At 72.2% G+C, this 22551-nt stretch carries 25 protein-coding genes; 12 read left to right on the top strand and 13 right to left on the bottom strand.

Annotated elements, in window-relative coordinates; genetic code table 11:
• Window positions 1–76 precede the first annotated feature (76 nt).
• Window positions 77–1585, top strand: coding sequence for a cytochrome c3 family protein (locus tag DEFCA_RS18860; RefSeq protein WP_084318528.1), 1509 nt, complete (start codon window positions 77–79; stop codon window positions 1583–1585).
• A gap of 326 nt (window positions 1586–1911) precedes the next feature.
• Here DEFCA_RS18860 and DEFCA_RS23880 read toward each other — a convergent pair whose 3' ends face one another.
• The 6 genes from DEFCA_RS23880 to DEFCA_RS19980 form a co-directional block, all read right to left on the bottom strand.
• Window positions 1912–2532, bottom strand: a complete 621-nt coding sequence (locus tag DEFCA_RS23880) for a helix-turn-helix domain-containing protein (RefSeq protein ID WP_211483263.1) — start codon at window positions 2530–2532, stop codon at window positions 1912–1914.
• On the bottom strand, window positions 2529–3467 hold the full coding sequence (locus tag DEFCA_RS0100115; RefSeq protein ID WP_051463158.1) for a tRNA dihydrouridine synthase: 939 nt from the start codon (window positions 3465–3467) through the stop codon (window positions 2529–2531). The genes DEFCA_RS23880 and DEFCA_RS0100115 overlap by 4 nt, the downstream gene beginning before the upstream one ends.
• Window positions 3468–3501: 34 nt before the next feature.
• Complete coding sequence (locus DEFCA_RS0100110; protein ID WP_169709382.1) at window positions 3502–4020, bottom strand: TlpA family protein disulfide reductase; 519 nt, start codon at window positions 4018–4020, stop codon at window positions 3502–3504.
• Window positions 4017–4538: a peroxiredoxin family protein gene (locus DEFCA_RS18855; protein ID WP_025321013.1), complete on the bottom strand. Its 522-nt coding sequence runs from the start codon at window positions 4536–4538 to the stop codon at window positions 4017–4019. The genes DEFCA_RS0100110 and DEFCA_RS18855 overlap by 4 nt, the downstream gene beginning before the upstream one ends.
• A 77-nt stretch (window positions 4539–4615) precedes the next feature.
• Window positions 4616–6142 carry a multiheme c-type cytochrome gene (locus DEFCA_RS23875; RefSeq protein WP_169709381.1) on the bottom strand — a complete coding sequence of 509 codons (1527 nt, stop codon included), beginning with the start codon at window positions 6140–6142 and terminating at the stop codon, window positions 4616–4618.
• Entirely contained in the window at window positions 6139–6744 is a 606-nt protein-coding gene (locus DEFCA_RS19980) for a methyl-accepting chemotaxis protein (RefSeq protein ID WP_025321011.1), read from the bottom strand. The genes DEFCA_RS23875 and DEFCA_RS19980 overlap by 4 nt, the downstream gene beginning before the upstream one ends.
• A 363-nt stretch (window positions 6745–7107) precedes the next feature.
• Between DEFCA_RS19980 and DEFCA_RS19975 the strand changes: the two genes are divergently transcribed.
• Window positions 7108–7503: a hypothetical protein gene (locus DEFCA_RS19975; RefSeq protein WP_025321010.1), complete on the top strand. Its 396-nt coding sequence runs from the start codon at window positions 7108–7110 to the stop codon at window positions 7501–7503.
• Window positions 7504–7551: 48 nt separating this feature from the next.
• Entirely contained in the window at window positions 7552–8211 is a 660-nt protein-coding gene (locus DEFCA_RS0100085) for a response regulator transcription factor (RefSeq protein WP_025321009.1), read from the top strand.
• Here DEFCA_RS0100085 and DEFCA_RS0100080 read toward each other — a convergent pair.
• Window positions 8156–8593, bottom strand: coding sequence for an Hsp20/alpha crystallin family protein (locus DEFCA_RS0100080; protein WP_025321008.1), 438 nt, complete (start codon window positions 8591–8593; stop codon window positions 8156–8158). The genes DEFCA_RS0100085 and DEFCA_RS0100080 overlap by 56 nt on opposite strands.
• Before the next feature lie 75 nt (window positions 8594–8668).
• On the opposite strand from DEFCA_RS0100080, the gene DEFCA_RS0100075 reads away from it, so the two are divergent.
• From DEFCA_RS0100075 to cysK, 9 genes are all read left to right on the top strand, one after another.
• Complete coding sequence (locus DEFCA_RS0100075; protein WP_025321007.1) at window positions 8669–9550, top strand: AAA family ATPase; 882 nt, start codon at window positions 8669–8671, stop codon at window positions 9548–9550.
• On the top strand, window positions 9540–10010 hold the full coding sequence (locus tag DEFCA_RS19970; protein ID WP_025321006.1) for a formylmethanofuran dehydrogenase subunit E family protein: 471 nt from the start codon (window positions 9540–9542) through the stop codon (window positions 10008–10010). Before DEFCA_RS0100075 ends, DEFCA_RS19970 begins: the two co-directional genes overlap by 11 nt.
• Entirely contained in the window at window positions 10007–10972 is a 966-nt protein-coding gene (locus DEFCA_RS0100065) for a permease (RefSeq protein ID WP_025321005.1), read from the top strand. The genes DEFCA_RS19970 and DEFCA_RS0100065 overlap by 4 nt, the downstream gene beginning before the upstream one ends.
• A complete protein-coding gene (locus DEFCA_RS0100060) occupies window positions 10951–12009 on the top strand; it encodes a carboxypeptidase regulatory-like domain-containing protein (protein ID WP_025321004.1) in 1059 nt (352 codons plus the stop codon). Before DEFCA_RS0100065 ends, DEFCA_RS0100060 begins: the two co-directional genes overlap by 22 nt.
• Window positions 12006–13796: an outer membrane protein assembly factor BamB family protein gene (locus tag DEFCA_RS0100055; RefSeq protein ID WP_169709380.1), complete on the top strand. Its 1791-nt coding sequence runs from the start codon at window positions 12006–12008 to the stop codon at window positions 13794–13796. Before DEFCA_RS0100060 ends, DEFCA_RS0100055 begins: the two co-directional genes overlap by 4 nt.
• 149 nt (window positions 13797–13945) lie before the next feature.
• Entirely contained in the window at window positions 13946–14506 is a 561-nt protein-coding gene (locus tag DEFCA_RS19965) for a glycine betaine ABC transporter substrate-binding protein (RefSeq protein ID WP_051463157.1), read from the top strand.
• Window positions 14507–14511: 5 nt separating this feature from the next.
• On the top strand, window positions 14512–15420 hold the full coding sequence (locus DEFCA_RS0100045) for a DUF362 domain-containing protein (RefSeq protein WP_025321001.1): 909 nt from the start codon (window positions 14512–14514) through the stop codon (window positions 15418–15420).
• Entirely contained in the window at window positions 15417–16919 is a 1503-nt protein-coding gene (locus DEFCA_RS0100040; RefSeq protein ID WP_025321000.1) for a 4Fe-4S binding protein, read from the top strand. The genes DEFCA_RS0100045 and DEFCA_RS0100040 overlap by 4 nt, the downstream gene beginning before the upstream one ends.
• A gap of 118 nt (window positions 16920–17037) precedes the next feature.
• The gene (gene cysK / locus DEFCA_RS0100035; RefSeq protein ID WP_025320999.1) at window positions 17038–17970 is read left to right on the top strand and encodes a cysteine synthase A; all 933 of its coding nucleotides are present in this window, start codon (window positions 17038–17040) and stop codon (window positions 17968–17970) included.
• Window positions 17971–18149: 179 nt separating this feature from the next.
• On the opposite strand, the gene DEFCA_RS19960 is transcribed toward cysK, so the two are convergent.
• From DEFCA_RS19960 to DEFCA_RS0100005, 6 genes are all read right to left on the bottom strand, one after another.
• A complete protein-coding gene (locus tag DEFCA_RS19960) occupies window positions 18150–19193 on the bottom strand; it encodes an adenylate/guanylate cyclase domain-containing protein (RefSeq protein ID WP_025320998.1) in 1044 nt (347 codons plus the stop codon).
• 130 nt (window positions 19194–19323) lie between these two features.
• Window positions 19324–19569 (bottom strand): hypothetical protein, encoded by a 246-nt coding sequence (locus DEFCA_RS0100025; RefSeq protein WP_025320997.1) that lies wholly within the window; start codon window positions 19567–19569, stop codon window positions 19324–19326.
• 4 nt (window positions 19570–19573) lie between these two features.
• Window positions 19574–20548 (bottom strand): ketopantoate reductase family protein, encoded by a 975-nt coding sequence (locus DEFCA_RS0100020; RefSeq protein WP_025320996.1) that lies wholly within the window; start codon window positions 20546–20548, stop codon window positions 19574–19576.
• A gap of 45 nt (window positions 20549–20593) precedes the next feature.
• Window positions 20594–21196, bottom strand: coding sequence for a TetR/AcrR family transcriptional regulator (locus DEFCA_RS19955; RefSeq protein WP_025320995.1), 603 nt, complete (start codon window positions 21194–21196; stop codon window positions 20594–20596).
• A gap of 144 nt (window positions 21197–21340) precedes the next feature.
• Window positions 21341–22129, bottom strand: coding sequence for a nitrilase-related carbon-nitrogen hydrolase (locus DEFCA_RS0100010; RefSeq protein WP_025320994.1), 789 nt, complete (start codon window positions 22127–22129; stop codon window positions 21341–21343).
• The coding region (locus tag DEFCA_RS0100005; RefSeq protein WP_029733277.1) for a 3'-5' exonuclease at window positions 22126–22551 on the bottom strand (426 nt) is incomplete at its 5' end. The genes DEFCA_RS0100010 and DEFCA_RS0100005, both read right to left, overlap by 4 nt.

The following is a 22551-nucleotide window of genomic DNA, read 5'->3' as shown; positions in this document are numbered from 1 at the left end:
GCCCCCCGGGCGCCGGGCCGATGGGAGACCCCGCCGCGACGGGCGAGACCACTCTAGACTAGGACGGTGAACGGAAATGGCGAAAAGGCTCTTGCGTGTGGTGTTGGCCGCGGCCCTGGTGTCGGCGTCGGCCGCCGGGGCCACGGAGCTGATCCAGCCCCCGAACCGGGTGGCGGTGCGCGACAATCACGTCCTGGTGTTCGGGAGCGACCGGCCGGGGTCCAAGGTCATGATCCAGGTGGAGGCCGGGGGCAAGACCCGGGCCGCCGAGGCCGACAAGCTCCCCGGGGGCCGCTTCTTCGCGGCCATCGCCCTGGCGCCGGGCCGCAACCGGATCACCGTGGCCGGCAAGACCCGCGAGGTCTACCGCCTCGCCGAGGGTGAGAGCCCCCCGGAGGGCTTCCGCCCCCTGGAGGTCCACGCGGGCTCCCTGCTCCGGTGCTCCAACTGCCACCTGTCGGACTTCGCCATCAAGGGCGGCGGCTACCCCGACGTGTGCCTGACGTGCCACACCATCGAGAGCCAGAACCCCGCGTTCCGGGACGACCCCCTGGCCGACCGCCACTTCCGCTCGGCCGGGGTTCGCTGCGGCAAGTGCCACGACCCCCACGCCTCCGGCAACCCCAACCTGCTCCTGGCCGACACCCAGAAACTGTGTGCCCGCTGCCACGGAGACCGGGGCACGATGGAGGGCATCCACCCGGCCTTCGAGGAGGGCAGCTGCGCCGCCTGCCACGACCCCCACTTCTCCGGGTATCCGAACCAGCTGAAGGGCACCGTGCCCCAGGTCTGCGCCGAGTGCCACGACGAGGGGACCGACGTCCCCGCCGACCAGGTGCACCCGCCGGTGGCCGAGGGCCGCGCCTGCGCCACCTGCCACGATCCCCACGCCGGAGGCAACTCGCTGCTGCGGGCCCCCCTTCCGAAGCTGTGCGCCAAGTGCCACGCGGACCAGGTGGCCAAGGGGCACGGGGAGGATCTGGCCGAGTGCACCCAGTGCCACGATCCCCACGGCGACGTGGAGCAGACCCTGGCCCGGGGCGACTTCTCGCAACAGTGCGCGGAGTGCCACGACGACGTGGGCACGGAACCCGTGCGCCACGACGCCCTGGACGAGGGGTGTCCCACCTGCCACGACCCCCACACCCCCCGGGACAAACGCCTCAAGGCCGATCAGCCCGAGCTGTGCGCCGACTGCCACGAGGTGCCCGAGGCCTCCGGGGACCGGGCCCTGCACCCGGCCCTGGAAGACGGCTGCACCGGTTGCCACGGTCCCCACGGCGGGGCCCAGGAGAAGCTGCTGGCCCAGGGGCCGCCCGACCTCTGCCTGGACTGCCACGACGACCCCCGGGAGAACGGCAAGGAGATCCATCCGGCCCTGGAGGAGGGCTGCTTTGCCTGCCACGATCCCCACGTGGGGTTCTTCCCGGGGGTGCTGGCCGCCCCCCAGTCCGAGCTGTGCACCGAGTGCCACGAGATCGAGCCCCACGCGCCCGAGGCAAAGCCCTGCTCCTCGTGCCACGACCCCCACGCCTCGGACGAGCCCCACTTCCTGCGCAAGGGGATCACGGCGAAGCGCAGGTAGGATACCGGAAGGCAAGGAAGCCCCCTGCGGGGTCCTACAACGGGGAAGGGTAACTTCTCCCTGGTCCGGGACGTTGCCGCCGGGGGGCAAGGGGCCTGCATTTCAGGAATCAGGAGTCGGTGGACAGAAGACAGGGGGAACCGCTCCTGCAGTTCTCCTGTTTACTGCCTTCTGAACTCTCGCCCCTGATACGGCCGCGCCCGGCTCTCCACCAGGCCCCTTGCCCCTCGGACCGTGATGTGAAGGCGAAAAGACATGAAGGTTCCTAGAACGTGCGGGAACCCGGGAGGGTTTCCAGCCTTCTAGCGGGCTGAAGGCCCGAACTCTCAGGCCCGGCCCCGGCCGGGGGGTGGGGCGATCCCGAACTTCCGGATCTTGTTGCGCAGGGTGTTGCGGTGGATGCCCAGGATCCGGGCGGCCCGGGTCTGGTTGCCGCCGGTCCACTCCAGGACCGAGGCGATCAGCGGCCGCTCCAGTTGCTCCCACACTAGGTCGTGGAGCCGCACCCCGGGGCTCGCCCCCAGGTCTCTCAGGAACTCCTGGAACCGGTCGTAGAGGTGATCCTCCAGGGACCGGTCTCCCTTGGCCAGCCTCTCCTCCTCCCGCGCCCGGGTGAGCCACGCCCGGACCTCGGCCGGGCCGAAGGGCTCCCTCAGGTAGCCGTACGCCTCCCCGCCCCCGTTGGCCGGCTGCCAGGGATCCACCACCCACACGAACCGTTCCAGGGGGCGCGCCTTCCGGCACCGGGCCGGCCACTCCTCACACCCCGCCGTGTGCCGGGCGTCGACGAAGCAGATCGTGAACGGCCGCTGGCGGCGGTACCGGGCCAAGGCCTGGGGGTCGGGAACCCGGACCACGGCCTCCGGCGAGCCGAGGGACCGCCCCACCCTCAGCGCCAGCCAGTCCGACGGGCTCACCACCAAAACCGCACCCGGTTCCGCCATCATGCCGCCTCCCTCTCCCCCGCAGTCTCCACTTGGAAGAACCTCCGGATCTCTTCCTCGGCCTCGGCCCGGGTCGGCAGGCTCTGAATCCGCCGCCGGAACGCCGTGGCCCCGGGCATGCCCCGGGCGGCCCAGGCCGCAAACTTGCGCATCTCCGCCACGGCCACCCGCTCCCCCTTCCACCGGACCAGGTCGCGGAACTGCTCGAGCAGATCCCGACCGATCCGGGCGGGCGCGGGCGCCGGGGGCATCTCGTCTCCCCGCAGCAGGGCCTCGGCCTGGCCGAACACCCACGGCGCTCCCAGGGCCCCCCGCCCGATCATCACCGCGGCGCAACCGCTCTCCCGCAGCCGGTCCACGGCCGAGCGGGCGTCGGCGATGTCCCCGTTGCCGACCACCGGCACCGACACCCGCTCCGCCACCGCGGCCACCACCGACCAGTCGGCCCGGCCCGCATACCCCTGGGAGCGGGTGCGGGGGTGCACCACGATCAGGTCGGCCCCCTCGCCTTCGGCCAGGGCCGCGATCTCCGGGGCGTTCCGGCTCGTGGCGTCCCACCCGGCCCGGATCTTCACCGAGAGCACCCCGGAGAACCCCCGGCGCAGGGCTGCCACGCACGCCCGGGCAAGGGCGGGGTCGTTCATCAGGGCCGCCCCCGCCCCGGACCGAACCACCTTACGCACCGGGCACCCCATGTTGAGGTCCAGGTGGACGAACCCGGCCTCGGCGGCCTTGTCGGCGGCCGCGGCCAGCTCGTCCGGCCGGCTGCCGAACACCTGCAGGGCCAGGTCTGGGCCGCGGTCCGGGGCCTCGAGGTACGCCACGGTCCGGCGGTTCCCCCGGGCCACGGCCGCGGCGGACACCATCTCGGTGAATAGGTAACGGCAACCGTTCCGGCGCAGCCGCTCGCGAAACGCGGGGTCGGTGACCCCCGCCATGGGGGCCATCCAGAACCGGGTCCGGTGGAGGGGCTCAGGGAGAGAGGAGTCGTTCAAGATCCCGTTCCAGTTGGGCGTAGTCCACCTCGACGACCTGGCGGGTCACCACCCTCCCCTTGCCGTCCAGCAGGTACAGGGTGGGGGTCTTCGTCACCCCCAGGGGGTCGGCGGCCACCAGGGTCTCGCCTTCGAGGCGATCGTACACCACCGGGAACGGAAGTTCCATGGCCCTCACGTAGGACCGCACGGCGTTGGAGAACCGCTCGCCGTCCACGTTGACGGCCCAGACCCGAACCCCGCGGCCCTGCCACCGCCGGGACAGCTCCACCAGCCCGGGCATGGCCTCCTTGCAGTTGGGGCAGTACACGCTCCAGAAGAACAGCAACTCCGGGGTGCCCTCGGCCCGGGCCAACCGGTGGGACGCCCCTTGCGGGTCCCGCAGCTCGAACGGGGCCACCTGCTCCCCGGGATCGAGCAGCCGGAACAGGGGCTCGGCGGCCGCCGTGCCCACCAGGGCGACGGCCGCCAGCACAGCCGTCAGCACGGGCCTCACTTGCCGACCCCCAGTTCCCCGAGCACCTTGCGGATCTTCTTCTGGCTGGCCCAGTAGTAGTTGGGCTCGGCGAACCGTACCTTGCCCTCCCGGTCCAGGATCACGCTCGTGGGCAGGGCGTTGATGCAGTAGCTCTTCCACACGTCCAGGTCCTTGTCGAGCAGGATCGGGAACGAGATGCCCAGGGTGTCGATCTCCTCCTTGAGCTTGGCCACGTGCTTGGCGGAGAGGTTCTGGGTCTCCTGGTTCACCGCCAGCACTACGATCTCGTCCTCGTGGCCGGTGTACAGGCCCTGGAGGAACGCCAGCTCCTCCATGCAGCGAGGGCACCACGAGGCCCAGAACGCCAGCATCACCACCTTGCCCCGAAACGACGACAGGCTCACGGGGTTGCCGTTGATGTCCTCGATGGTGAAGTCGGGCGCGATCTGGCCCTTTTCGAGGCACAAGGACCACGCCGCCGGCACCCCGGCGACCAGCAGGAATCCCAGACAAAGCGCGGCAACCAGTCTCTTCATGTCGGTTCCTCCCGGCAGCAGTGGAAACGATCTCGGTCGGCGACTCTACGGCGGGCCGGACCGGCGTGCAAGGGCCCTCACGGTCCGCCGCGTCTCTTGGCCTCGGCCCCTCCGGCGTGGCAGGTGCGGCACGCCCGGTCCGGCGGCCCCACCGGGGGCCCCGGGGGGGCCTGGAACAGGAACTTGTGGTCGTGGATGCTGTATCCGGTGCCGTCGGCCGTGCGCAGGGGGTCATGGCACCGGCGGCAGTCCACCCCCCCCGCCATGTGGCGCTCGTGAACCGGGGTGGCGGGCAGCGTGTCCCGGTGGCAGGTGAGGCAGAACTCCGTCGGGGTCAGACGGGGTTTGTCGGTCTCCTGCAGCTGGCTCCGGAAGTTCTTGCAGATGTCGCAGGTGAGGCCCCGGGCGTCCATGAAATGGTCCACCCAAAACAGCCACTGGCGGTGCCGGTCCTCGTAGGACTCGTCCCCGGCGAAGGTGGTGTTGTCCTGCCCCGGCTTGGGCAAGAGCCCCTTGAAATAGCGCGTCAGATCCCGCCCCGGCAGATACCCCACGGGAAACCGGAACTGCCCCGTGCGGTCGTGGCCGGTGGTGTGGCACGACTCACAGATCATCTGCCGCCGCACGGGGGCCAGCTTCGCCGGATTCACCACGGGCCCCTCCCCCCCGGACTCGACGTGGGCCCGGCCCGGACCGTGGCATGCCTCGCACCCGATGCCCAACTCGGCCCACCGCGGCGGCTCCCCCGGCTCGAACCCGGTGGTGTGGCAGCCCGCGCAGTACGGGATCCATGGCTTGTCGATCCAGTAGGACCGGTCCCAGGCCTTCTGGGTGATCGACCAGATGGCCGCCTTCACGTAGAGCCTTCCCTTCTTCTCCACCACGTACCGCTGGGTCCAGTGGGACCCCAGGGTGTAGAGGACCTCTTGCCGGAGGAACGGCGGATCCGCATCGAAGTCCCCCAGGACCGCTCCGGGATCCTTGCGGGCGTCTCGGGTCATGCGGGCGTGGGGGGTGAGCCTCCACGCCGCGTAGATCCTCGGATGACATTCCTTGCACGCCCCCGACCCGGCGTACGCGGCCGCACCGCCCCCCTCCCGGACGTGGAAGGCCTGGGTCGCCAGGCGGGACCGGTCGTGGCATCCGAGGCACAGCTGCCCCTGGTCGTTGCGGCGGCGGAGGAAATAGGTCCGGTGCCGTCGGCCTCTTCCCAGCATCGACAGGAGACGCCGGGCGATCGGCTCGGCCACGTAGGGCTCGTCCGCCTCGGCCGGGGAGTGGGGGTCGTGGCAGGTGGCGCAGGTCATGGTGCCCTGTTCGTCCAGGGGCAGGTCCGGGGGAATCCTCGTGCCCGGCCGGATGTCCACCGGATGGAGGGACGACAGGTCCTTGTCCCGGTGGCACTCCAGGCACAGGCTCACGATGTCCCGCCGAAACCGGTACGGCCGGGGGGTGTCGGGTCCGGGCACCTCCACGTGGCACCGGCCGCACCTCTCCGGGTCGGCCAGGGCCGCGTGGGGCCCCGCGGCCGCGGCCGTTCCGGCCCAGCCCAGGACGACCGCCAGCGCCCCCACCCGCACCCAGGGCGATCGAGCCGGCCTCACACCCGGAACCCCCCCAGCGCCCGGCGCAGGCGTTCGGAGGCCTCCTCCACGCCCTGCAGCCCTTCCGCGGTCAAACGCCCCCCGGCCTCGACCACCCCTTTGGCCTCGGCCAGGGCGACCCGCAGATCCTCGGCCGCGTCCCGGGCCTCCCGCACCCTCTCGCGCAGTCGGCGGGTCATGTCGTTCATGGCCTCGGTGAACCCCTGCAGTTCGTCCCCCTCCCGCAGGCGGGTGACCAGGGTCAGGTCCCCGTCGCCGATCGCCCGCAGGTTGGCCCGAAACCGGTACAGCGGCCCTCCGATCTTGTGGCTCGAATACAGGGTGAGCACCGTGGCCGCGGCCGCCACGAGGGTCATGGACACGAACGACGACACCAGCACGGCCGGGAGCAGGAGCTCCCAGCTCGACCGGGCCTGGTAGTGGGCGCTGTAGAACGCCCGGCCGAACTCCTGGTTGGCCAGCACGTACAGGATGCCGCCGGTCAGCACCGTTCCGAGAACGACCACCGCGGTCATCTTGGCGATGAACCGCACCTGGAACGCCCGCTCGATCAGAAGGATGCGGCGGCGGGGCCTGGCTGCCGACGCTGGGGTCTCGCCCATGGGCACCTCCTTCGACCGGGCTGCCGCGGGGGTTCCGCCGCCGCCCGGTGGAAACGGATCGGGGAAGGACCGGCCCCACCGCAGGCGGCCGGTCCTTCCCTTGATCGGCCCGGCACGGGGGGGCCTTTAACCCACCGCCGTTTTGACACCCGAGGCTCCCCGAAGTACCCTGGGCACCGGGGAAAATCGGACGGACCGGTTTCGGCTCGCGGACGGGGATCGCCGGGCGCGGCGCGCCACCATCCCCCCCGCACTCCCCAAGGGGAAGGGACGGCGCCCGGCACTGCGGCAGGTCCCTTGCCCCCCGATCAGGGGCGTGAGAGCGTCCATTTTCTGGCCGGACCAGTAGAGGAGATCGACCGCATGGGAACACGCTGGGTGGTGTGGACCGCCGTGCTGCTGGCCGGGTGCGTGATCGGCCATCTGAGGAAGGACATCCCCCCGCCCGGGGGCTGCGACCAGTGCCACCGCGCCCGGATCTCCAGCGACTGGGAGCTGGCCCTGGCCCCCGTCCAGCTGGGCGAGGAGGGGGGGATCCCCGAGGACCGTGACGTGGTGTTCCGAGAGGTTCGGCAGCTCCCCTACCACGCCAAGGTGCCGGCCAAACGGCTGGCCGTGTTCGCGGCCCAGGCCCCCCCCGAGAAGGTGGGAGATGCGGAGACCGGGATCCAGTGCTTCGTGTGCCACAAATCCCCCGGCCCTCCCCACGAGAAGGTGCGGGCCCGCTTCCGCCACCCGTGGGTGTCGCCCGGGGAGTGACCCCCGCGGCATGACCTCCGGGCCGGGCGATCCAGACGAGGAAACGACGTGCCGCGACACCCGCCCCGCATCCTGATCGTGGACGACGAGGAGAGCCTGCTGGACACGCTGGCCCGTGCCTCGCGCCTCATGGGATACCGGGTCGACACGGCGTCCTCCGGAGCGGAGGCCTGGCAGCGGTTGGACACGAACGCCTACGACGTTGTGGTGACCGACCTGCGCATGCCGGGGATGGGGGGCAGGGATCTCATGGACCGGATCACGCGGCGGGGGGTGCGGACCCGGGTGGTGGTGATCACGGGGTACGCCACCCTGCAGGCGGCCATCGACTGCCTACGCAAGGGGGCGGTGGACTTTCTGCCGAAACCCTTCGAGGTGGAGACGTTCCTGGAGCGGCTGGAGGAGGCCCTGGCCAAGCCGCTGCCCTCGGCCCCCCCGCCGTGGGACGAGCTGGCCCGGCGCCACGGGCTGACCGACCGGGAGCGGGAGGTGCTCGAGGCCCTCTACCGTACCGGCCTGGGCAACCGCGCCCTGGCCGAGTATCTGTGTGTGAGCCCCCACACGATCAAGTCGCACCTGCGCTCGGCGTTCCGGAAGCTGGGCGTGGCCAACCGAACCCAGTTCCTGCAGCGGTTCGTCCCCGGCCGGTCCCTCACCCCTCCACCGACACCCGAACCGGCGTCCCTCGACGCTTCCGGGGAATCGTGACTTCGAGCACCCCGTTGCGGTACACGGCCCTCACGGCGTCGGGGTCCACGTCCTCGGGCAGCCGAAACACCCGGCGGAACGTTCCCCCCGGCCGCTCGATGCGGTGGTAACTTCGCCCCTCCGTCGGCCGTACCAGGGGCCGCTCGCCCTGGAGGACCAGGGTGTCTCCCTGGATCTCGGCCCGGATGGCCTCTTGATCCAGCCCCGGCACCTCGGCCACCATGACGAACGCCTCGCCCGTGTCGTACACGTCCACGGGTGGGGACCAATGGGTCGCCCCAGCCTGCGCACACGACCGGGCCGGCCCGTCTTCGAACAGGCGGAGCAGCCCGTCGGCCAGGCCGACCAACCGCGTGAAGACATCGTCCGAACCACTACCCATGGGCAACGCCTCCGGCCGGTGGAAACCGCCCCGGAACCCTACGGCACACCCCCACCCCTGTCAAGGCGAACGCTGATGCACCGAAAACTCGAGCGCGTGTTCTACGAAGTGCGGGAACCCCGCCTCACCTGGGACGACATCGGCGGGTTTCCCGAGGTAAAGCAGACCCTGGACGAGATGATCTGCCTGCCCCTGCGCCACCCCGACCGTCTGGAACGGCTCGGCCTCACCCCCCCGGCGGGGGTGATGCTGTGGGGGCCGCTGGGGGTGGGGATCACCATGCTGGCCGAGGCCGCGGCCCGGGCCGCCGGGGCGGGGTTCGTGTACGTGTCGGGCCAGGAGATGCTCGGCAAGCCCGACGAGATCCACCGGGCCTTCGACGACGCCGCCCACGAGGCTCCCTGCGTGCTGTTCGTGAGCGACTGCGAGTGGCTCGCCCCCCGGGCCGGATGTTCCTACGAGTGGGGGCCGGGGAACCTCCGGGGCATCCCCCCCACGTTCGCCGACCCGGACCTCACCCGGCGGTTCATCGAGGAGGTGGACCGGATCCAGGGGGTGCCGGGCGTGGCCTTGGTGGGCTCGTGCTACCGGATCGACACGGTGGACCAGGCCCTGATCAAGGAGAAGCGCCGGTTCAACCGCAAGGTGTTCGTGCCGCCCCCCCGGCAGGCGGACCGGCGGGCCATGCTGGACATCTACCTGGCCCGGATTCCCCGGCTGTCCCCCGAGGTGGATGCGGACGACCTGGCCCGCCGCACCGAGGGGTACGTGGGCTGGGACATCGAGAGCCTGTGCAAGCGCGCCGCCCTTGAGGCCGCCAAGGCGGGCCGGGACGAGGTGGTCCCCGAGGACTTCGAGCGGGCGCTCGAGAGGATCACGCCCTGGCTCACCCCCGACATGGTCGAGACCTACTGGGACCTGTTCCGCAAGGACTGCCCGCACCACTATGCCTTCTGACGCCGCCACCGAAGACCTGTTGCGGTTTCTGGCCCGGCTCCATGGCCACCGGTGCCCCATGTCGATCCTGGGCGCGCGGCTCGGGCTCGCGGCCCGCCGGGCCCTGGCACCGGAGCCCGGCGTGAAGCTCCGGGCCCGGTACCACCACCACACCTGCGCCCTGGACGGCGTCCAGGTGGCCACCGGCTGCACCCCGGGCAACCGCAACCTCGAGGTGGTGCCCGGCGGACGCCATCGGCTCGAGCTGGGGGTCGAGGAGGGGCCGTTTCGGGTGGCTTCCGAGCTGCTGCCCGGGGCCCTGGATCGGGGCCGCAGGTGGAGCGAGCACCGCCGTGCCGCCCTCGAGCTTCCCGAGGGGTCGGAGGAACGGGCCCGGAGGGAGGCCCTGGCCGAAGAGATCCTGGCCGAGCTGGCCACTGCCGAGGCCGCCCGGCTCTTGCGGGTGGAGGGATTGCCGTGACCGGGTGGGAGGCGTTGCGGGAGATCGGACGGGTCGCCCTGGGCGAGGCCTGGCGCATGGGATGGTTCACCCTGCTGGGGGTGGGGGTGGCGGCCCTGATCAAGACCTACCAGTGGGACCGCAAGGTGCGGGTGTACGTGGGCCGGGCCGGACCGTGGGGGATCCTGATCGCCACGGCCGTGGGTACCCTGAGCCCCTTGTGCTCGTGCGGCATCCTTCCCGTGGTGATCCCCATGGCCCTGTCGGGGGTTCCGCTGCCCCCCCTCATGGCGTTGCTGGTTACGAGCCCGGTGATGGACCCGGCCTCGTTCGCGCTGACCTGGGGCGGGGTGGGTCCGGCCCTTGCTTGGTGGAAGCTGGGGGGGGCCGTGTTCCTCGGGCTCCTGGCGGGGTTCGGAACCCTGGCCCTGGAGCGGGCCGGGGTGCTGGGCCCCGACCTGCTGCGGCTCAGGCCCGTGTACACCCCCGAGGGGGAGCTGGCCCCGGCGTACGAGATCGCCTGCGCCAACGGGTTCCGGGTGCGAACCATGACCGTGATGCCCCGGGACAGCCGGCTGCGATTCTTCCTCGACCGGTTCTGGGACGTGGGCTCGTTCGTGTTCCTGTGGGTGGGGGTGGCCATCCTGTTGGAGGCGGTGATCCAGGTGCTGGTTCCCACCCGCTGGCTGGTGTGGCTCGGTGGCCAGGGGGGGCCCCTGGGGGTGCTCGTGGCCACGGCCGTGGCCCTGCCCCTGCCCCTGCACCAGGTGCCGGTGGTGCCGGTGCTGGCAGGGCTCCAGGCCAAGGGGCTGGGGGCCGGCCCGGACTTGGCGTTCCTCATGGCCGGGCCGGTCACGAGCATCCCCGCCTCGGCCACCCTCGCGGCCATGTTCCGGCCCCGGGTGCTGGGGGTGTACCTGGGGCTGGGCCTCCTCGGGTCGGCCGCCCTGGGGCTGGCTCGATGGGCCCTGGCAACACCGTGAGCGGGCGGCTCTACCGGGTCGCTGCGGCGCTCGTGGCGGCCCTGTTGGCCTCGTGCGCGGGAGCGCCTCCCCCCCGGCCGGCCGGCGCTCCGGTGGAGGGACGGGTGTCGGTCCAAGGGAAGGGGTTCGAAGGGGCCGAGGTCCGGTTTCTGCCCCTCCCCACCGAGCCCATGGATCTTCCCGAGCCCGTGACCCGGGTGACGTCCGGATCCAAAGGCGTCTTCCGTGCCGTGGTCCCCCCCGGCAGGTACCTGGTGGAGGCCCGGGCACCCGGGCTGTACGCATTTTTTGGCCGCAACCCCGTGCTCGTGCTGACCCGCCTCACCGGCCTCAACCTGCCGCTGGTCCCGATCCACCCCGCCGAGCGGCTGCGGACCGAACCGGGCAAGGAGGCGGTGGAGGGAACCGTGGTGGCCGACGGCGAACCGGTGGCCGGGGCCCGGGTGTTCGCCTACCTGCAGATCGGCAAGGGGCTGCGGGGCCCCGGCTACGCGGTGTCCGACCCCACGGACGGCCGGGGCCGGTTCGTCCTGCCCCTGCCGCCCGGCACCTACTACCTGGCCGCCCGGGCCCGGCTGCCCGGGTCGCGGGGCCGGTTGCACCCGGGGGACCGGTTCGGACTGCTGCCCCACCTGCCCCTGCGCCTCTCCCGGGGCGAGAGGGTCCGGGTCACGATCGAGACCGTCCAGCTGCCCTCGGCCGAGCGGATGGCCCGGTTCCGCGGCGCCTTCGCCGTGGTGGAGGGACGGATCGTGGACGGCCGGGGCAACCCCCTGCCGGGCCTGCGGGCGTGCCTGTACCGCAACCCCGACATGCTCGACCGACCCGACGCGTTCTCCGAGCCCACGGCCGAGGACGGCCGGTTTCGGATCGAGACCCCCCTGGCGGGGGTGGTGTACCTGGGGGCCCGGGAGCGGCTGGGCGGCCCGCCGGGGCTCGATGAGCGGGTGGGCTTCTACCGGGGCCCCCGGGGCTCCCGGATCGATCTGGCGCCCGGGGCCCGCCTGACCGGTCTCACGGTGGTGGTGACCCGATGAGGCGCGGCCTCGCCGCTCTGCTACTGGGCGCCGTATCGCTGGCCGGGTGCGCCCTGACAGGGCGCCCGGCCCCGGACCGGGTGATCCGGTGGTCCGGAGAGGTCCGGATCACCCGGGACGTGGTCCTGCCCCGGGGCACCCGGCTGGTGATCGAGCCCGGCACCCGGGTGCTGTTCGCGTTCCGCGACGACGACGGCGACGGCTGGGGCGACGCCTCGATCCGGATCGAGGGGGACCTGACCGCCCGGGGGACCCGGGAGCGGCCCATCGTGTTCGCGCCGGCCGACGGCCCGGCCCGGCCCGGCCGGTGGGGGGAGGTGCGGGTGGACTTCGGCCGGATCGAGATGAGCCGGTGCGTGCTGGAGGGGAGCACCCGGGGCATCCATGCCCACTTCGCCCGGGGCCGGATCACCGACAGCGTGTTCCGGCGCAACGTGGACGGAACCCGCCTGGGCAACTCCGAGCTGGTGGTCGCCCGGAACCTGTTCTACGGCCACCCGGGCAAGGCCTACAACGCCCACCGGTCCCGGAACCGGGTGGAGGCCAACCGGTTCCACCACAACCGAACCGCCCTCTTCCTGTTCGAGGAGGACGCCGGGTCGGAGTTCGTGGGGAACCGGTTCCGGGAAAACGACGTGCCCCTGCGGCCGGGGGACTTTTTCACCGGCACCGTGATAACCCGGGGGAACGACTGGGGAGCCCCCCCGCCCCGCCCCCCCGAGGGGAATCCCGGGGTACGGATCGACGCGAAGCCCGGGGAGGTCGCCTGGGCCGGCCCGGAGGGCTGGCCCGGGTGGGACGGCCGGTGGTCGGCCGATCTGGGAGGGTTCGTGGACGCCCCGGCCCGGCCTGCGGACGGGGGGGTGTACGCCGCCTCCTGGGCCGGCCGGGTGGTCCGGCTGGGCGGTCTGGACGGCCGGGTGCGGGCCGAGGCTCTCCTGCCCGACGTGGTGGACGCCGGCCCGGCCCTGGGCCCGGGGACCCTGGCCGTTTGGTCGTGGGATCGAGGCCTGTACCTCCTCTCCCGTCCCGACCTGACGGTGCTGGACCGGGCGGAGAGCACCCCTTCGCCGGCCGACGACCATCGCCAGTCGGCCCCCGCCTTCGCGGGCTCCACCCTGTTCGCGGCCGGGTGGGACGGCCGGGTGCGGGCGTTTGAAACGCGAGAAGGCCGGCTGGCCCCCCTGTGGACCTTCGAGGGGAAGGGTCCGTTCCGGGCGCCGCTGACCGTGGCCCCGGGCCTGGTGCTCGCTCCCTGCCAGGACGGTACCCTCTACGCCCTCGACCCGGCCACCGGAGCGCTTCGCTGGTCCCATCGGGCCGGGGCCCCCCTCCTGTCCAGGGCTGCCGCGGGGCGGCCGGGGGTGTTCGTGGCAGACCGGTCCGGGGTCCTCCACGCCCTGGATCCGGTTACCGGCCGAGAGCGATGGACCCGTGACCTGGGGGCCCCCATATGGTACGGCGGGCCCAGCCTGGACCGGGACGCCCTCTACCTGGGCGACGACCGGGGTCGGCTCCATGCCGTGGATCCCGGCTCGGGCCGGCAGCTGTGGCAGGTGCCCCTCGAGGGGGGAGTGCGCTCGGCCCCCCTCGTTCTCGACGACCGGGCCCTGGTCGTGACCACCCTGGGGGGGTGGGCGTACCTGCTCGACCCGGCCACCGGTATGGAGTGGGACGCCTGGCTCGTGGGCGAGGGGGCCCAGGCCGACCCGGCCGCCCTGGGGAGCACGGTGTTCGTCGGGACGAGGGAGCAGGGGCTCTTGTGCCTGGAGGTACGGGCGCCCTAACGACCGAAGCTACTGAGAAGCCCCCTTAGGCCCCTTCGGGGCCGCACAACGGGAAGGGTAACGTTCGTTGGTCCGGGGCCCATCGACTCCGATGTCGGGGCGAGCTTTCGACCGACGACCAACGACCGAAATCACTTGGAGGTACCGCGTTGACCCTTAAGAGATTCGTGTGCGCCGTGGTGGGGCTTGTGCTGTTCGCCACGCCGGGCTTGGCCTGCGTGGGCAAGACCCTGATCCTGGGGGCGGTGGCCCGGCCCGAAGGGCGGGTGGTGGCCCAGATCCTGGCCGTGCTGATCAACGAACGCACCGGCACCACCGTGAAGATCCAGGAGTTCGACGGGCCGGACGCGGCCCACGACGCCATGGTGCGCCACGAGGTGGACATCGTGGTGGAGGCGGCCGGCCGGGCCCTGGAGCGGCTGGACCTCGCCGACCCGGGCGACCCCAAGGCCCGGTACGATCTGGTCAAGGAGGCCTACCTGGAACGGTTCAACCTGGTGTGGCTGCCGCCCCTGGGTTATGGGGAAGCCGGCGAGGGGCCGGCCGCTCCGGTGGCCCGCAAGGATATCCTGCGCAAGTTCCCGGCCCTGCCGCGGCTGATCGCCAAGACCCGCGGGCTGGTGACCGACGACGTCCTGGCCACGCTGACGGACCGGGGCGATCCCCGCAAGGCCGCCCGGGACTTCCTGCGGCGCAGGAAGCTGATCTGACCGCCATGATCCCGCTCTCGCGCCGCCGGTTCCTCGGGCTCGGGCTGCGGGCGGCAGCCCTGGCTCCCTGGCTCCCCCTGCCCCTGACCCGCCCGGCCCGGGCCGCGCCCGTGCCCCGGCCCCTGGCCGAGGTCCGGGGCGAAGACCCGGCGGCCCTGGTGCGCACGGCGGTGGGGAAACTGGGGGGCATGGCCGCGTTCGTGCGGCCCGGCGACCGGGTGGTGGTCAAGCCCAACATCGGATGGGACCGCACCCCCGAGGAGGCGGCCAACACCCACCCGGCCGTGGTGGCGGAGCTGGCCCGACTGGCCCGCCGGGCCGGCGCCCGGTCGGTCCGGGTTTTCGACCGCACCTGCAACGACGCCCGACGCTCCTACGAGCGCAGCGGCATCCGGGCGGCGGTGGAGGCGCTGGGCGACGACCGGGTCCGGTTGGAGTACGTGCGCGACGACCGGTTCGTGGTGGTGGCCATCGCCGGCGCGCGCAAACTGACCCGGTGGCCCCTGTACCGGCCGGCCCTCACGGCGGACGTCTTGATCAACTGCCCGGTGGTGAAGCACCACGGCCTGACCGGGGTCACCCTGGCCATGAAGAACCTCATGGGCGTCATGGGGGGCAACCGGGGCCGGATCCACTGGGACATCGCCGAGAGCCTGGTGGATCTGAACCTTGCGGTGCGCTCCCACCTGGTGGTGGTGGACGCGACCCGGATCCTCACCCGCAACGGACCCCAGGGCGGGGGCACCGAGGGGGTGCGGGTGGCGAACCGGCTGGCCGCCACGACCGACGTGGTGGCCGCCGACGCCTGGGGCGCCCGGGTGTTCGGGGTGGACCCCATGGAGGTGGGCTACATCCGGCGGGCCCACGAGCGGGGCCTGGGCGTGGCCGACCTGGGGAGGGTTCCGGTCCGGTGAGGGTTCGACCGCGCCGCACGGTTCAGCTGCTGCTGTTCCTGGGGTTCCTGGCCCTGTTCGCCCGGACCGCCTACCGGGGGCAAGATCTGCTGGATTGGCCGGTGCATCTGGTGTTCCGGCTCGATCCCCTGGCCTTCGTGGCCGAGGCTCTGGCCGTGGGTCGAGAGGCGCTCGATCCCCGGTGGCTGGGGGCGCTGGTGCTGGCCGCGGCCACGGTGTTCCTGGGCCGGTTCTTCTGCGGCTGGATGTGCCCCATGGGCACGGTGCTGGACGGGGCCGGAGCCGGCCTGCGGCGGGTCGTCGGGCCTGGGCGGCGCCTCCGGCGGGCGCCTGCGGCCCTGGCCCCGGCCGTGCTGGTGGGGCTCGTCGCCGCGGCCGCGGCGGGCCTGCCGCTGCTGGGCCTGTTCGATCCCCTGAGCCTCCTGCTCCGTTCCCTGACCCTCGCGTTCCACCCCTGGCTCGACGCGGGTCTGAAGGGGCTCGTCGCGGTCGCGGATCGGGCCTCTCCGGACGCGGCCGATCTCCTGTACCGGTGGCTCGACCCGGTCCTCGCCTTCGGACGCCCCCGGTTCCTGATGGCCGGGCTCACCGCGGTCGGGTTCGGGGCCGTGCTCGCGCTGGAGCTCTTGGCCCCCCGATTCTGGTGCGCCCACCTGTGCCCCCTGGGGGCCCTCCTCGGCCTCCTGGCCCGGATCGGCCCGTTCGGCCGGTCGCGGGCCCCCGACTGCGGGCCGTGCTCCGCCTGCGGGACCGCCTGCCCCACCGGGGCCTCGGCCGCCGATCCGGCGGAGCCTGGGGTGTGCATCCAGTGCGGCTCCTGCGCCTCGGTGTGCCCCCGGGCCGCGCGCCGATCCGGGCCTGTCCGGCCCTCCTCCCCGGTGCCCCGCCGGCACCGGCGGGCCGTGGTGGCGGCCGCCGGGTTCGGGCTCGCAGCCGGGCTCTTCCCTCGGATCCGCGCCGCGGAGGCGGAGACCGGGGCGTACTTCCTGCGGCCCCCCGGCGCCAAGGCCGAGGACGAGTTCCGGAAACGATGCATCCGGTGCGGGGCCTGCATGCGGGTGTGCCCCCGCAACGCCCTGCACCCGGCCCTGCTGGAGGCCGGCCTGGGGGGGATGTGGACCCCCCGGCTCGTTCCCCGTCTGGGGTACTGCGAGTACCACTGCCGGCTGTGCGGCCAGGTCTGCCCCACCGGCGCGATCGGGTACCTGGCCGAGGGGGAGAAGGAGCGGTGGGTCATCGGCCTGGCCGTGTTCGACCGCAACCGGTGCCTGCCGTGGCGGTCCGGCCGCAACTGCCTCGTGTGCGAGGAGCACTGCCCCACCCAGCCCAAGGCGATCGTGTTCGACCCGGATCCGGCCCGACCGGGGCTCAAGCTGCCCCGGGTGGAGGAGAAACGGTGCGTGGGGTGCGGGATCTGCGAGACCAAATGCCCCCTGCCCGGACGCGCCGCAATCCGGGTGACCCGGGAAAACCCTCTTTCTTTCGAAACTTTCTTCTAGCCAATGTCCATATTCTTGATCGATTGAGTGGGTTGGTGTAAGCTGCCCTTGCATCGCGCCCGGGGGGTGCTACCCTCGCGGGCGCAACGCCGACCCAACTTCTACCCGGAGGAGTCCCATGGCCCGCATCTTCGAGGACAACAGCCTGAGCATCGGAAACACCCCCCTCATCCGGTTGAACCGTCTGACCCAGGGCCTGAAGGCCACGGTGGCGGCCAAGGTGGAGGGAAGGAACCCCGCCTACTCGGTCAAGTGCCGGATCGGGGCCTCGATGATCTGGGACGCCGAGCAGAAGGGGCTCGTGAAACCCGGCGTGACCGTGGTGGAGCCCACCAGCGGGAACACCGGCATCGCCCTCTCCTACGTGTGCGCCGCCCGGGGGTACCGGCTGATCCTGACCATGCCCGAGACCATGAGCATGGAGCGACGCAAGATGCTCGCCGCGTTCGGCGCCGAGCTCGTGCTGACCCCCGGCAGCGAGGGCATGGGAGGGGCGATCCGAAAGGCCCAGGAGATCGTGGACTCGGACCCGAACCGCTACTTCATGCCCAACCAGTTCAAGAACCCGGCCAACCCGGAGATCCACTTCAAGACCACCGGCCCGGAGATCTGGAACGACACCGAGGGCAAGATCGACATCCTGGTGTCGGGGGTGGGCACCGGGGGCACCATCACCGGGGTGAGCCGGTACATCAAGCAGGAGAAGGGCAAGGCCATCCATTCGGTGGCCGTGGAGCCGGCGGCCTCCCCCGTGCTCTCGGGCGGGGTGCCGGGGCCGCACAAGATCCAGGGCATCGGGGCCGGGTTCAAGCCGGACGTGCTCGATATGTCGGTGGTGGACGAGGTGGTCCAGGTCACGGACGACGAGGCGTTCGAGACCGCGCGGCGCCTGGCCCGGGAGGAGGGGATCATCTCCGGGATCTCCAGCGGGGCGGCCGTGGCCGCGGCCCTGAAGGTCGCCGGCCGGCCGGAGAACGAGGGCAAGCTGGTCGTGGTGGTGCTGCCCGACAGCGGCGAGCGCTACCTCTCTACCCCGCTGTTCCAGATCTAGGCCCCGTGTTCCGCAACAAGGTTTAGCGCCCATCTCGGGTGAATCTGGGGCCTTCGCCGGAGCGCGACGCCCGAGCAGCCGGGGCCGCCCGGTGCAGCGGACCGAACCGTGGCGGCCCCCGCGAGGGCGTTCAGCGGAGGGGGAGGCCCCGGATTCACCCCCTGACGCGATATCCGGCCTTACGGAACGCCACATTGGCCTCCCGCCCCGCCGCCCTCCTCCCCGAGGAGGGCGGCGACCTTCACGGGGGCCTTGCGCCCCCGTACCCGCACCCACCGGGTCTCGCCCCACCGGAACCCCGAGGCCGCGGCCCGGGCGGCGGCCCGGGTCACCAGGATCTCGCCGGGCTCGGCCAGGGCCTGGATACGGTGGGCCACGTTCACCGTGTCGCCGACCAGGGTGTACTCCATCCGCAGGTCGCTGCCCACCGTTCCGGCCAGGGCCGGCCCCCAGTGGACCCCGAACCCGAGCCCCAGCGTGGGCAGCCCCTGCTCCCCCCGGCGACGGCTCACCTCGTCCACCCGGCTCCGCAGCTCCAGGGCGGCGCGAAGGGCCTGGGTGGCCTCGTCTCCCTCGACGGCCGCGCCCAGCCCGAACACCGCCATGAACCCGTCGCCCACGAACTTGTCGATCATGCCGCGGTTCCGGGTCACGGCCTCCACCATGGGGCCCAGGTAGGCGTTCAGGGTCTCGAACAGCTCCCCCGGGGTGAGCCCCTCGGCCGTGCCCGTGAACCCCCTCATGTCGGCCACCAGCACGGCCGCATCCAGCTCCCGGCCCTCGATCGGCCCCTCCCGCCCCCGGCCCAGGACCAGGTCCACCACCTCCCGGGACAGGTACCGGGTGAGGGACCACCGCAGGAACTCCCGCTCGGTCACGTCCTGCACGCTCACGACCACGGCGGGCTCCCCGGCCTGCCCCCCGTCGAGCACGTCGCCCCGCAGGTGCCGGTACACCACCTCGCCCCCGGGCCGCTCCAGGCGCACCGACCGGGCCTCGAACCCGCCGGTGGCCTGGATCTCGGCATCCAGGGACTCCAGGTCCAGCCCCCGCAGGTGGCCGAACACCTCGGCCACGGGCCGGCCCACCGCCTCGGCCCTGGGGATGCCCGAGATCTCCTCCATGCGCCGGTTGAACGCCAGGATCACCCGGCTCCAGCGCCCCACCACCAGCACCCCCCAACCCAGGCTGTCGAGAATCCGGGCCTCAGCGCACGGGTCCATGGCACCCCCTTCCCAGTAACTTCGGTCGTTGGTCGTCAGTCGTTGGTCGTTGGTCGTCGGCCTGGGGCCTTCGGCCGGCTGGGCGGCTGGACGGCTCTCGGTTGGAACGCGACTCGGCATCGCCGGCACCCTACCGCCGGCCTCCGGGTCCGTCAACGCGGCGGTCGTACAGCGTCAGCTCCCAGCCGCCGGTCTCCAGGTCCAGGCGCAGGATGTACACCGCCCCGTCCTCTCCCCGAACCTTGAAGTACCGGTGGTCCGGGCCCCACCACCGGTCCAGGATCTGCCGGACCTCCACGCGACGGCGGCCGATCCGAAACCGGACCGGCCGCTCCTCTCCGCGGTACCCCGCGTAACACTCGACCTGGATCTCCACGACCTCACGCCTTCCGGGCCGCCCCCTCGGTCTCCATGCGCTCCATCCGCAGGCGGTTGCGCTCCTCCACGCCCCGCACCAGCCAGGTCACGGCCTGGTTGTACGGAGTGGGGATCCCGAGCCGCTGCCCCTCCCGCACGATCACCTCGTTCAGGTTACCGATCTCGGTGGGCCGGCCGGCCTCCACGTCCTGGAGCATGGACACCTTGTTGTCCTTGGTGCCCGCGAAGGCCTTCAGGGCGAACTCCCCAGGGTTCTCCAGCTCGGGGAAGTCGATCCCCTTGGCCCGGGCCACCTGGGCCAGCTCCCCGGCCAGGGCGCGGATCAGGTTCACCGTGGGCTCGTGCTTGACGGCCTCGCCGCCCCGCAGCCCGGTCAGGGCGGCCACGCAGTTGGTGGCCACGTTGGCGATCAGCTTCTTCCAGATGACCGGGTTGATGTCGTCCACGTCGTGCACGTCGAGCCCGGCCTTCCGCAGGGCCTCGACGAGCCGCTCGAACCCGGGCCTGCGCACGCCGTCGTAGGGTCCGATCACCAGCAGCGGGCCCAGCCCGCCCACGTAGCGCACCTCGTTCATGCCCACGGGCATGCCCGAGTGGGCGGTGATCCCTCCCACGACCCGATCGGGCCCCACCACCCCGGCGATGGTCTCCAGGTTGCCCAGGCCGTTCTGCACCGACAGCACCACCGTGTCAGGCCCGACCATGGGCAGGGCGCCCCGGATCGCCGACGCGGTGTGGTACCCCTTCACGCACACCATGACCACGTCCTGCACCCCCACCCGTGCCGGGTCCGAGGTGATCGCCACCCGGGTGTGCACGCGGCTCCCGTCCGGCATCTGGAGCCACAGCCCCTCCCGCTCGATCAGCCGCACCCGCTCCTCAAGCACCTCCACCAGGGTGACGTCGAACCCCTTCTGGCTCAGCAGGCTTCCGAAGATGGAGCCGAGCACGCCGGCTCCCACGATCCCGACTCTCATGGACGATCTCCTCCCTCAAGCACGACAGCGTCTTGCGGCCCGGGCTCACCCCGTCTGCCGGGGCAGCAGCCCGTGGAACAGCTGCCCCACCACCTCGTCGGCCAGCTGACCGATGGTGAGGGGCCCGTCGGGCCGGTACCAGTGATAGAACCAGTTGATCTGCCCCAGGATGCCGAAGGCCGCCGTGGTGATGTGCACGGGCCTCACCCGGCCGGCCCGCACGCACCGTTCCAGCACCTCCTTGTACAGCCGCAGGATCTCGGCCTCGGTCCGGCGGACGTGTTTGTAGAGGTCGGGCCGGAGGCTCTTCTTCTCCTCGACCAGCACCTTGATCTCCTCGACGTGGTGCTCCATGTACCCGATCTGGAACCGGATCATCCGCTCGAGCATCTCCAGGGGCGGTCCTCCTGCCTCGAACGCCTCGCGCACGCCCTCAAGCAGCTCCCCCCCCACCCGGTCCACGATGTGGTAGAGGATGTCCTCCTTGCTCTCGAAATAGTGGTACACGGTGGCCTTGTTGATCCCCACCCGCTCGGCCAGGTCCCGCAGGCTCGCCGCTTCATACCCCTGTTCGTAAAAGATCCGGACGGCAGCCTCCAGGATCTGCTGCCGCCGAAGATCGGGCCGCAACCGCCTTCTCTCCGCCATATTCACCCCTTTCTCAACCGAACGGCCGTTCGGCAGAACGCTAACGGACCGCAAACAGCGTGTCAAGAAGAACCTGTGGGTCGGTGGAGGGGAGGGAGCCGGACCCGGGCGGAAGCCGGCGCGGCTCGCCGACAGGAAGGGGGATCAAGGCAGGGGAGCGGGGTCGTCCAGGCCGGGGATCCGGTCCTCGAACACCGGGATGCGGGTGCGGGCCCCGGCCGACAGGGCCGGATCCACCTCGGCCGCGGCCGTGCCCTCCTCGTCTCCCAGGCAGGCCACCACCCGGCCCCAGGGGTCCAGCACCCGGCTCGCCCCCTCGAACCGGGCGTCCCGGCCCGGGCCCACCCGGTTCGCGCCCAGCACCCACCAGGCCCCCTCGACCGCGCGGGCCTCCAGGAGAACCTCCCAGTGGCGGGTGCGGGGTCGGGGCCACTCGGCCGGCACCACCAGGGCGACGGCTCCCGACAACGCCAGCCGGTGGCAGAACACCGGAAACCTCAGGTCGTAACAGACCGCCACGGCCAGCCTGCCCAGGGAGGTGTCCCACACCCGGGGCGAGGTCCCCGCCTCCAGGTATCGGTGCTCGTCCATGGGCCGGAACCGGTGGACCTTGGGGTAGAGGTCGAGCACCCGGCCGTCGGCCTCCACGAAGAACGCGGCGTTGGCCACGCCGCCGGCCCAGGGGTGGAGCAGGGTTCCGGCCACCCGGACCCCGCTTGAGCGGGCCCACCGGCCGAGCCGCTCCAGGGTGCCCGGCCCCCGGCGGGCCAGCTCGACCGCCCGCTCCAGGGCATAACCCGTGGTGAACAGCTCCGGGAACACCACCAGGTCGGCGCCCTCCCCGGCGGCCAGGTCCAGGGCGTGGTCGAGATTGCGGTCCACCGCGCCCTCCTCCAACGCCATCTGCACCAGGGCGGCCTTCCACCGTCTCATCCCAGCATCCCCCGGATCCCGGAGAAGAAGCTCCTGGCCATCTCCTTCTCCTCCTCCTCGTCCCGCTCGGGCTCGCGCCCCTCGGTCAGGCTCGCCGGGATCTCTCCCAGGAACCGGCTCGGCACGGCCGGCCGCAGCACCCCCTGCCGCCGTCGGGCCTTGGCGTGGCACAGGTGGAGCACCTCCCGGGCCCGGGTCATGCCCACGTAGCACAGCCGGCGCTCCTCGTCCAGCTCGGCCCGGGGCGCGTCCGGATCCCGTCGGTGGGGCAGCAACCCCTCCTCCATCCCCACCAGGAACACCACCGGGAACTCCAGGCCCTTGGCGCCGTGCAGGGTCATCAGGGTGACCGCGTCGGCCTCGTCCTCGTCGTCGACCGGCGGGTCCAGGCTCAGCCGCTCGATGAACACGGCCGGGTCCAC

Source organism: Deferrisoma camini S3R1 (assembly GCF_000526155.1).
Taxonomy (GTDB): domain Bacteria; phylum Desulfobacterota; class Deferrisomatia; order Deferrisomatales; family Deferrisomataceae; genus Deferrisoma; species Deferrisoma camini.
Note: the sequence above shows the minus strand (reverse complement) of the source record. Positions and strands in the feature narration are given on the sequence as shown.

What these genes read in the sequence shown, in the direction of transcription:
- DEFCA_RS18860 (WP_084318528.1), top strand. Translation starts at nt 77, where the DNA reads ATGGCGAAAAGGCTCTTGCGTGTGGTGTTGGCCGCGGCCCTGGTGTCG.
- DEFCA_RS23880 (WP_211483263.1), bottom strand. Translation starts at nt 2,532, where the DNA reads ATGATGGCGGAACCGGGTGCGGTTTTGGTGGTGAGCCCGTCGGACTGG.
- DEFCA_RS0100115 (WP_051463158.1), bottom strand. Translation starts at nt 3,467, where the DNA reads ATGGCGGGGGTCACCGACCCCGCGTTTCGCGAGCGGCTGCGCCGGAAC.
- DEFCA_RS18855 (WP_025321013.1), bottom strand. Translation starts at nt 4,538, where the DNA reads ATGAAGAGACTGGTTGCCGCGCTTTGTCTGGGATTCCTGCTGGTCGCC.
- DEFCA_RS19980 (WP_025321011.1), bottom strand. Translation starts at nt 6,744, where the DNA reads ATGGGCGAGACCCCAGCGTCGGCAGCCAGGCCCCGCCGCCGCATCCTT.
- DEFCA_RS19975 (WP_025321010.1), top strand. Translation starts at nt 7,108, where the DNA reads ATGGGAACACGCTGGGTGGTGTGGACCGCCGTGCTGCTGGCCGGGTGC.
- DEFCA_RS0100080 (WP_025321008.1), bottom strand. Translation starts at nt 8,593, where the DNA reads ATGGGTAGTGGTTCGGACGATGTCTTCACGCGGTTGGTCGGCCTGGCC.
- DEFCA_RS0100075 (WP_025321007.1), top strand. Translation starts at nt 8,669, where the DNA reads ATGCACCGAAAACTCGAGCGCGTGTTCTACGAAGTGCGGGAACCCCGC.
- DEFCA_RS19970 (WP_025321006.1), top strand. Translation starts at nt 9,540, where the DNA reads ATGCCTTCTGACGCCGCCACCGAAGACCTGTTGCGGTTTCTGGCCCGG.
- DEFCA_RS0100060 (WP_025321004.1), top strand. Translation starts at nt 10,951, where the DNA reads ATGGGCCCTGGCAACACCGTGAGCGGGCGGCTCTACCGGGTCGCTGCG.
- DEFCA_RS0100055 (WP_169709380.1), top strand. Translation starts at nt 12,006, where the DNA reads ATGAGGCGCGGCCTCGCCGCTCTGCTACTGGGCGCCGTATCGCTGGCC.
- DEFCA_RS0100045 (WP_025321001.1), top strand. Translation starts at nt 14,512, where the DNA reads ATGATCCCGCTCTCGCGCCGCCGGTTCCTCGGGCTCGGGCTGCGGGCG.
- cysK (WP_025320999.1), top strand. Translation starts at nt 17,038, where the DNA reads ATGGCCCGCATCTTCGAGGACAACAGCCTGAGCATCGGAAACACCCCC.
- DEFCA_RS19960 (WP_025320998.1), bottom strand. Translation starts at nt 19,193, where the DNA reads ATGGACCCGTGCGCTGAGGCCCGGATTCTCGACAGCCTGGGTTGGGGG.
- DEFCA_RS0100020 (WP_025320996.1), bottom strand. Translation starts at nt 20,548, where the DNA reads ATGAGAGTCGGGATCGTGGGAGCCGGCGTGCTCGGCTCCATCTTCGGA.
- DEFCA_RS19955 (WP_025320995.1), bottom strand. Translation starts at nt 21,196, where the DNA reads ATGGCGGAGAGAAGGCGGTTGCGGCCCGATCTTCGGCGGCAGCAGATC.
- DEFCA_RS0100010 (WP_025320994.1), bottom strand. Translation starts at nt 22,129, where the DNA reads ATGAGACGGTGGAAGGCCGCCCTGGTGCAGATGGCGTTGGAGGAGGGC.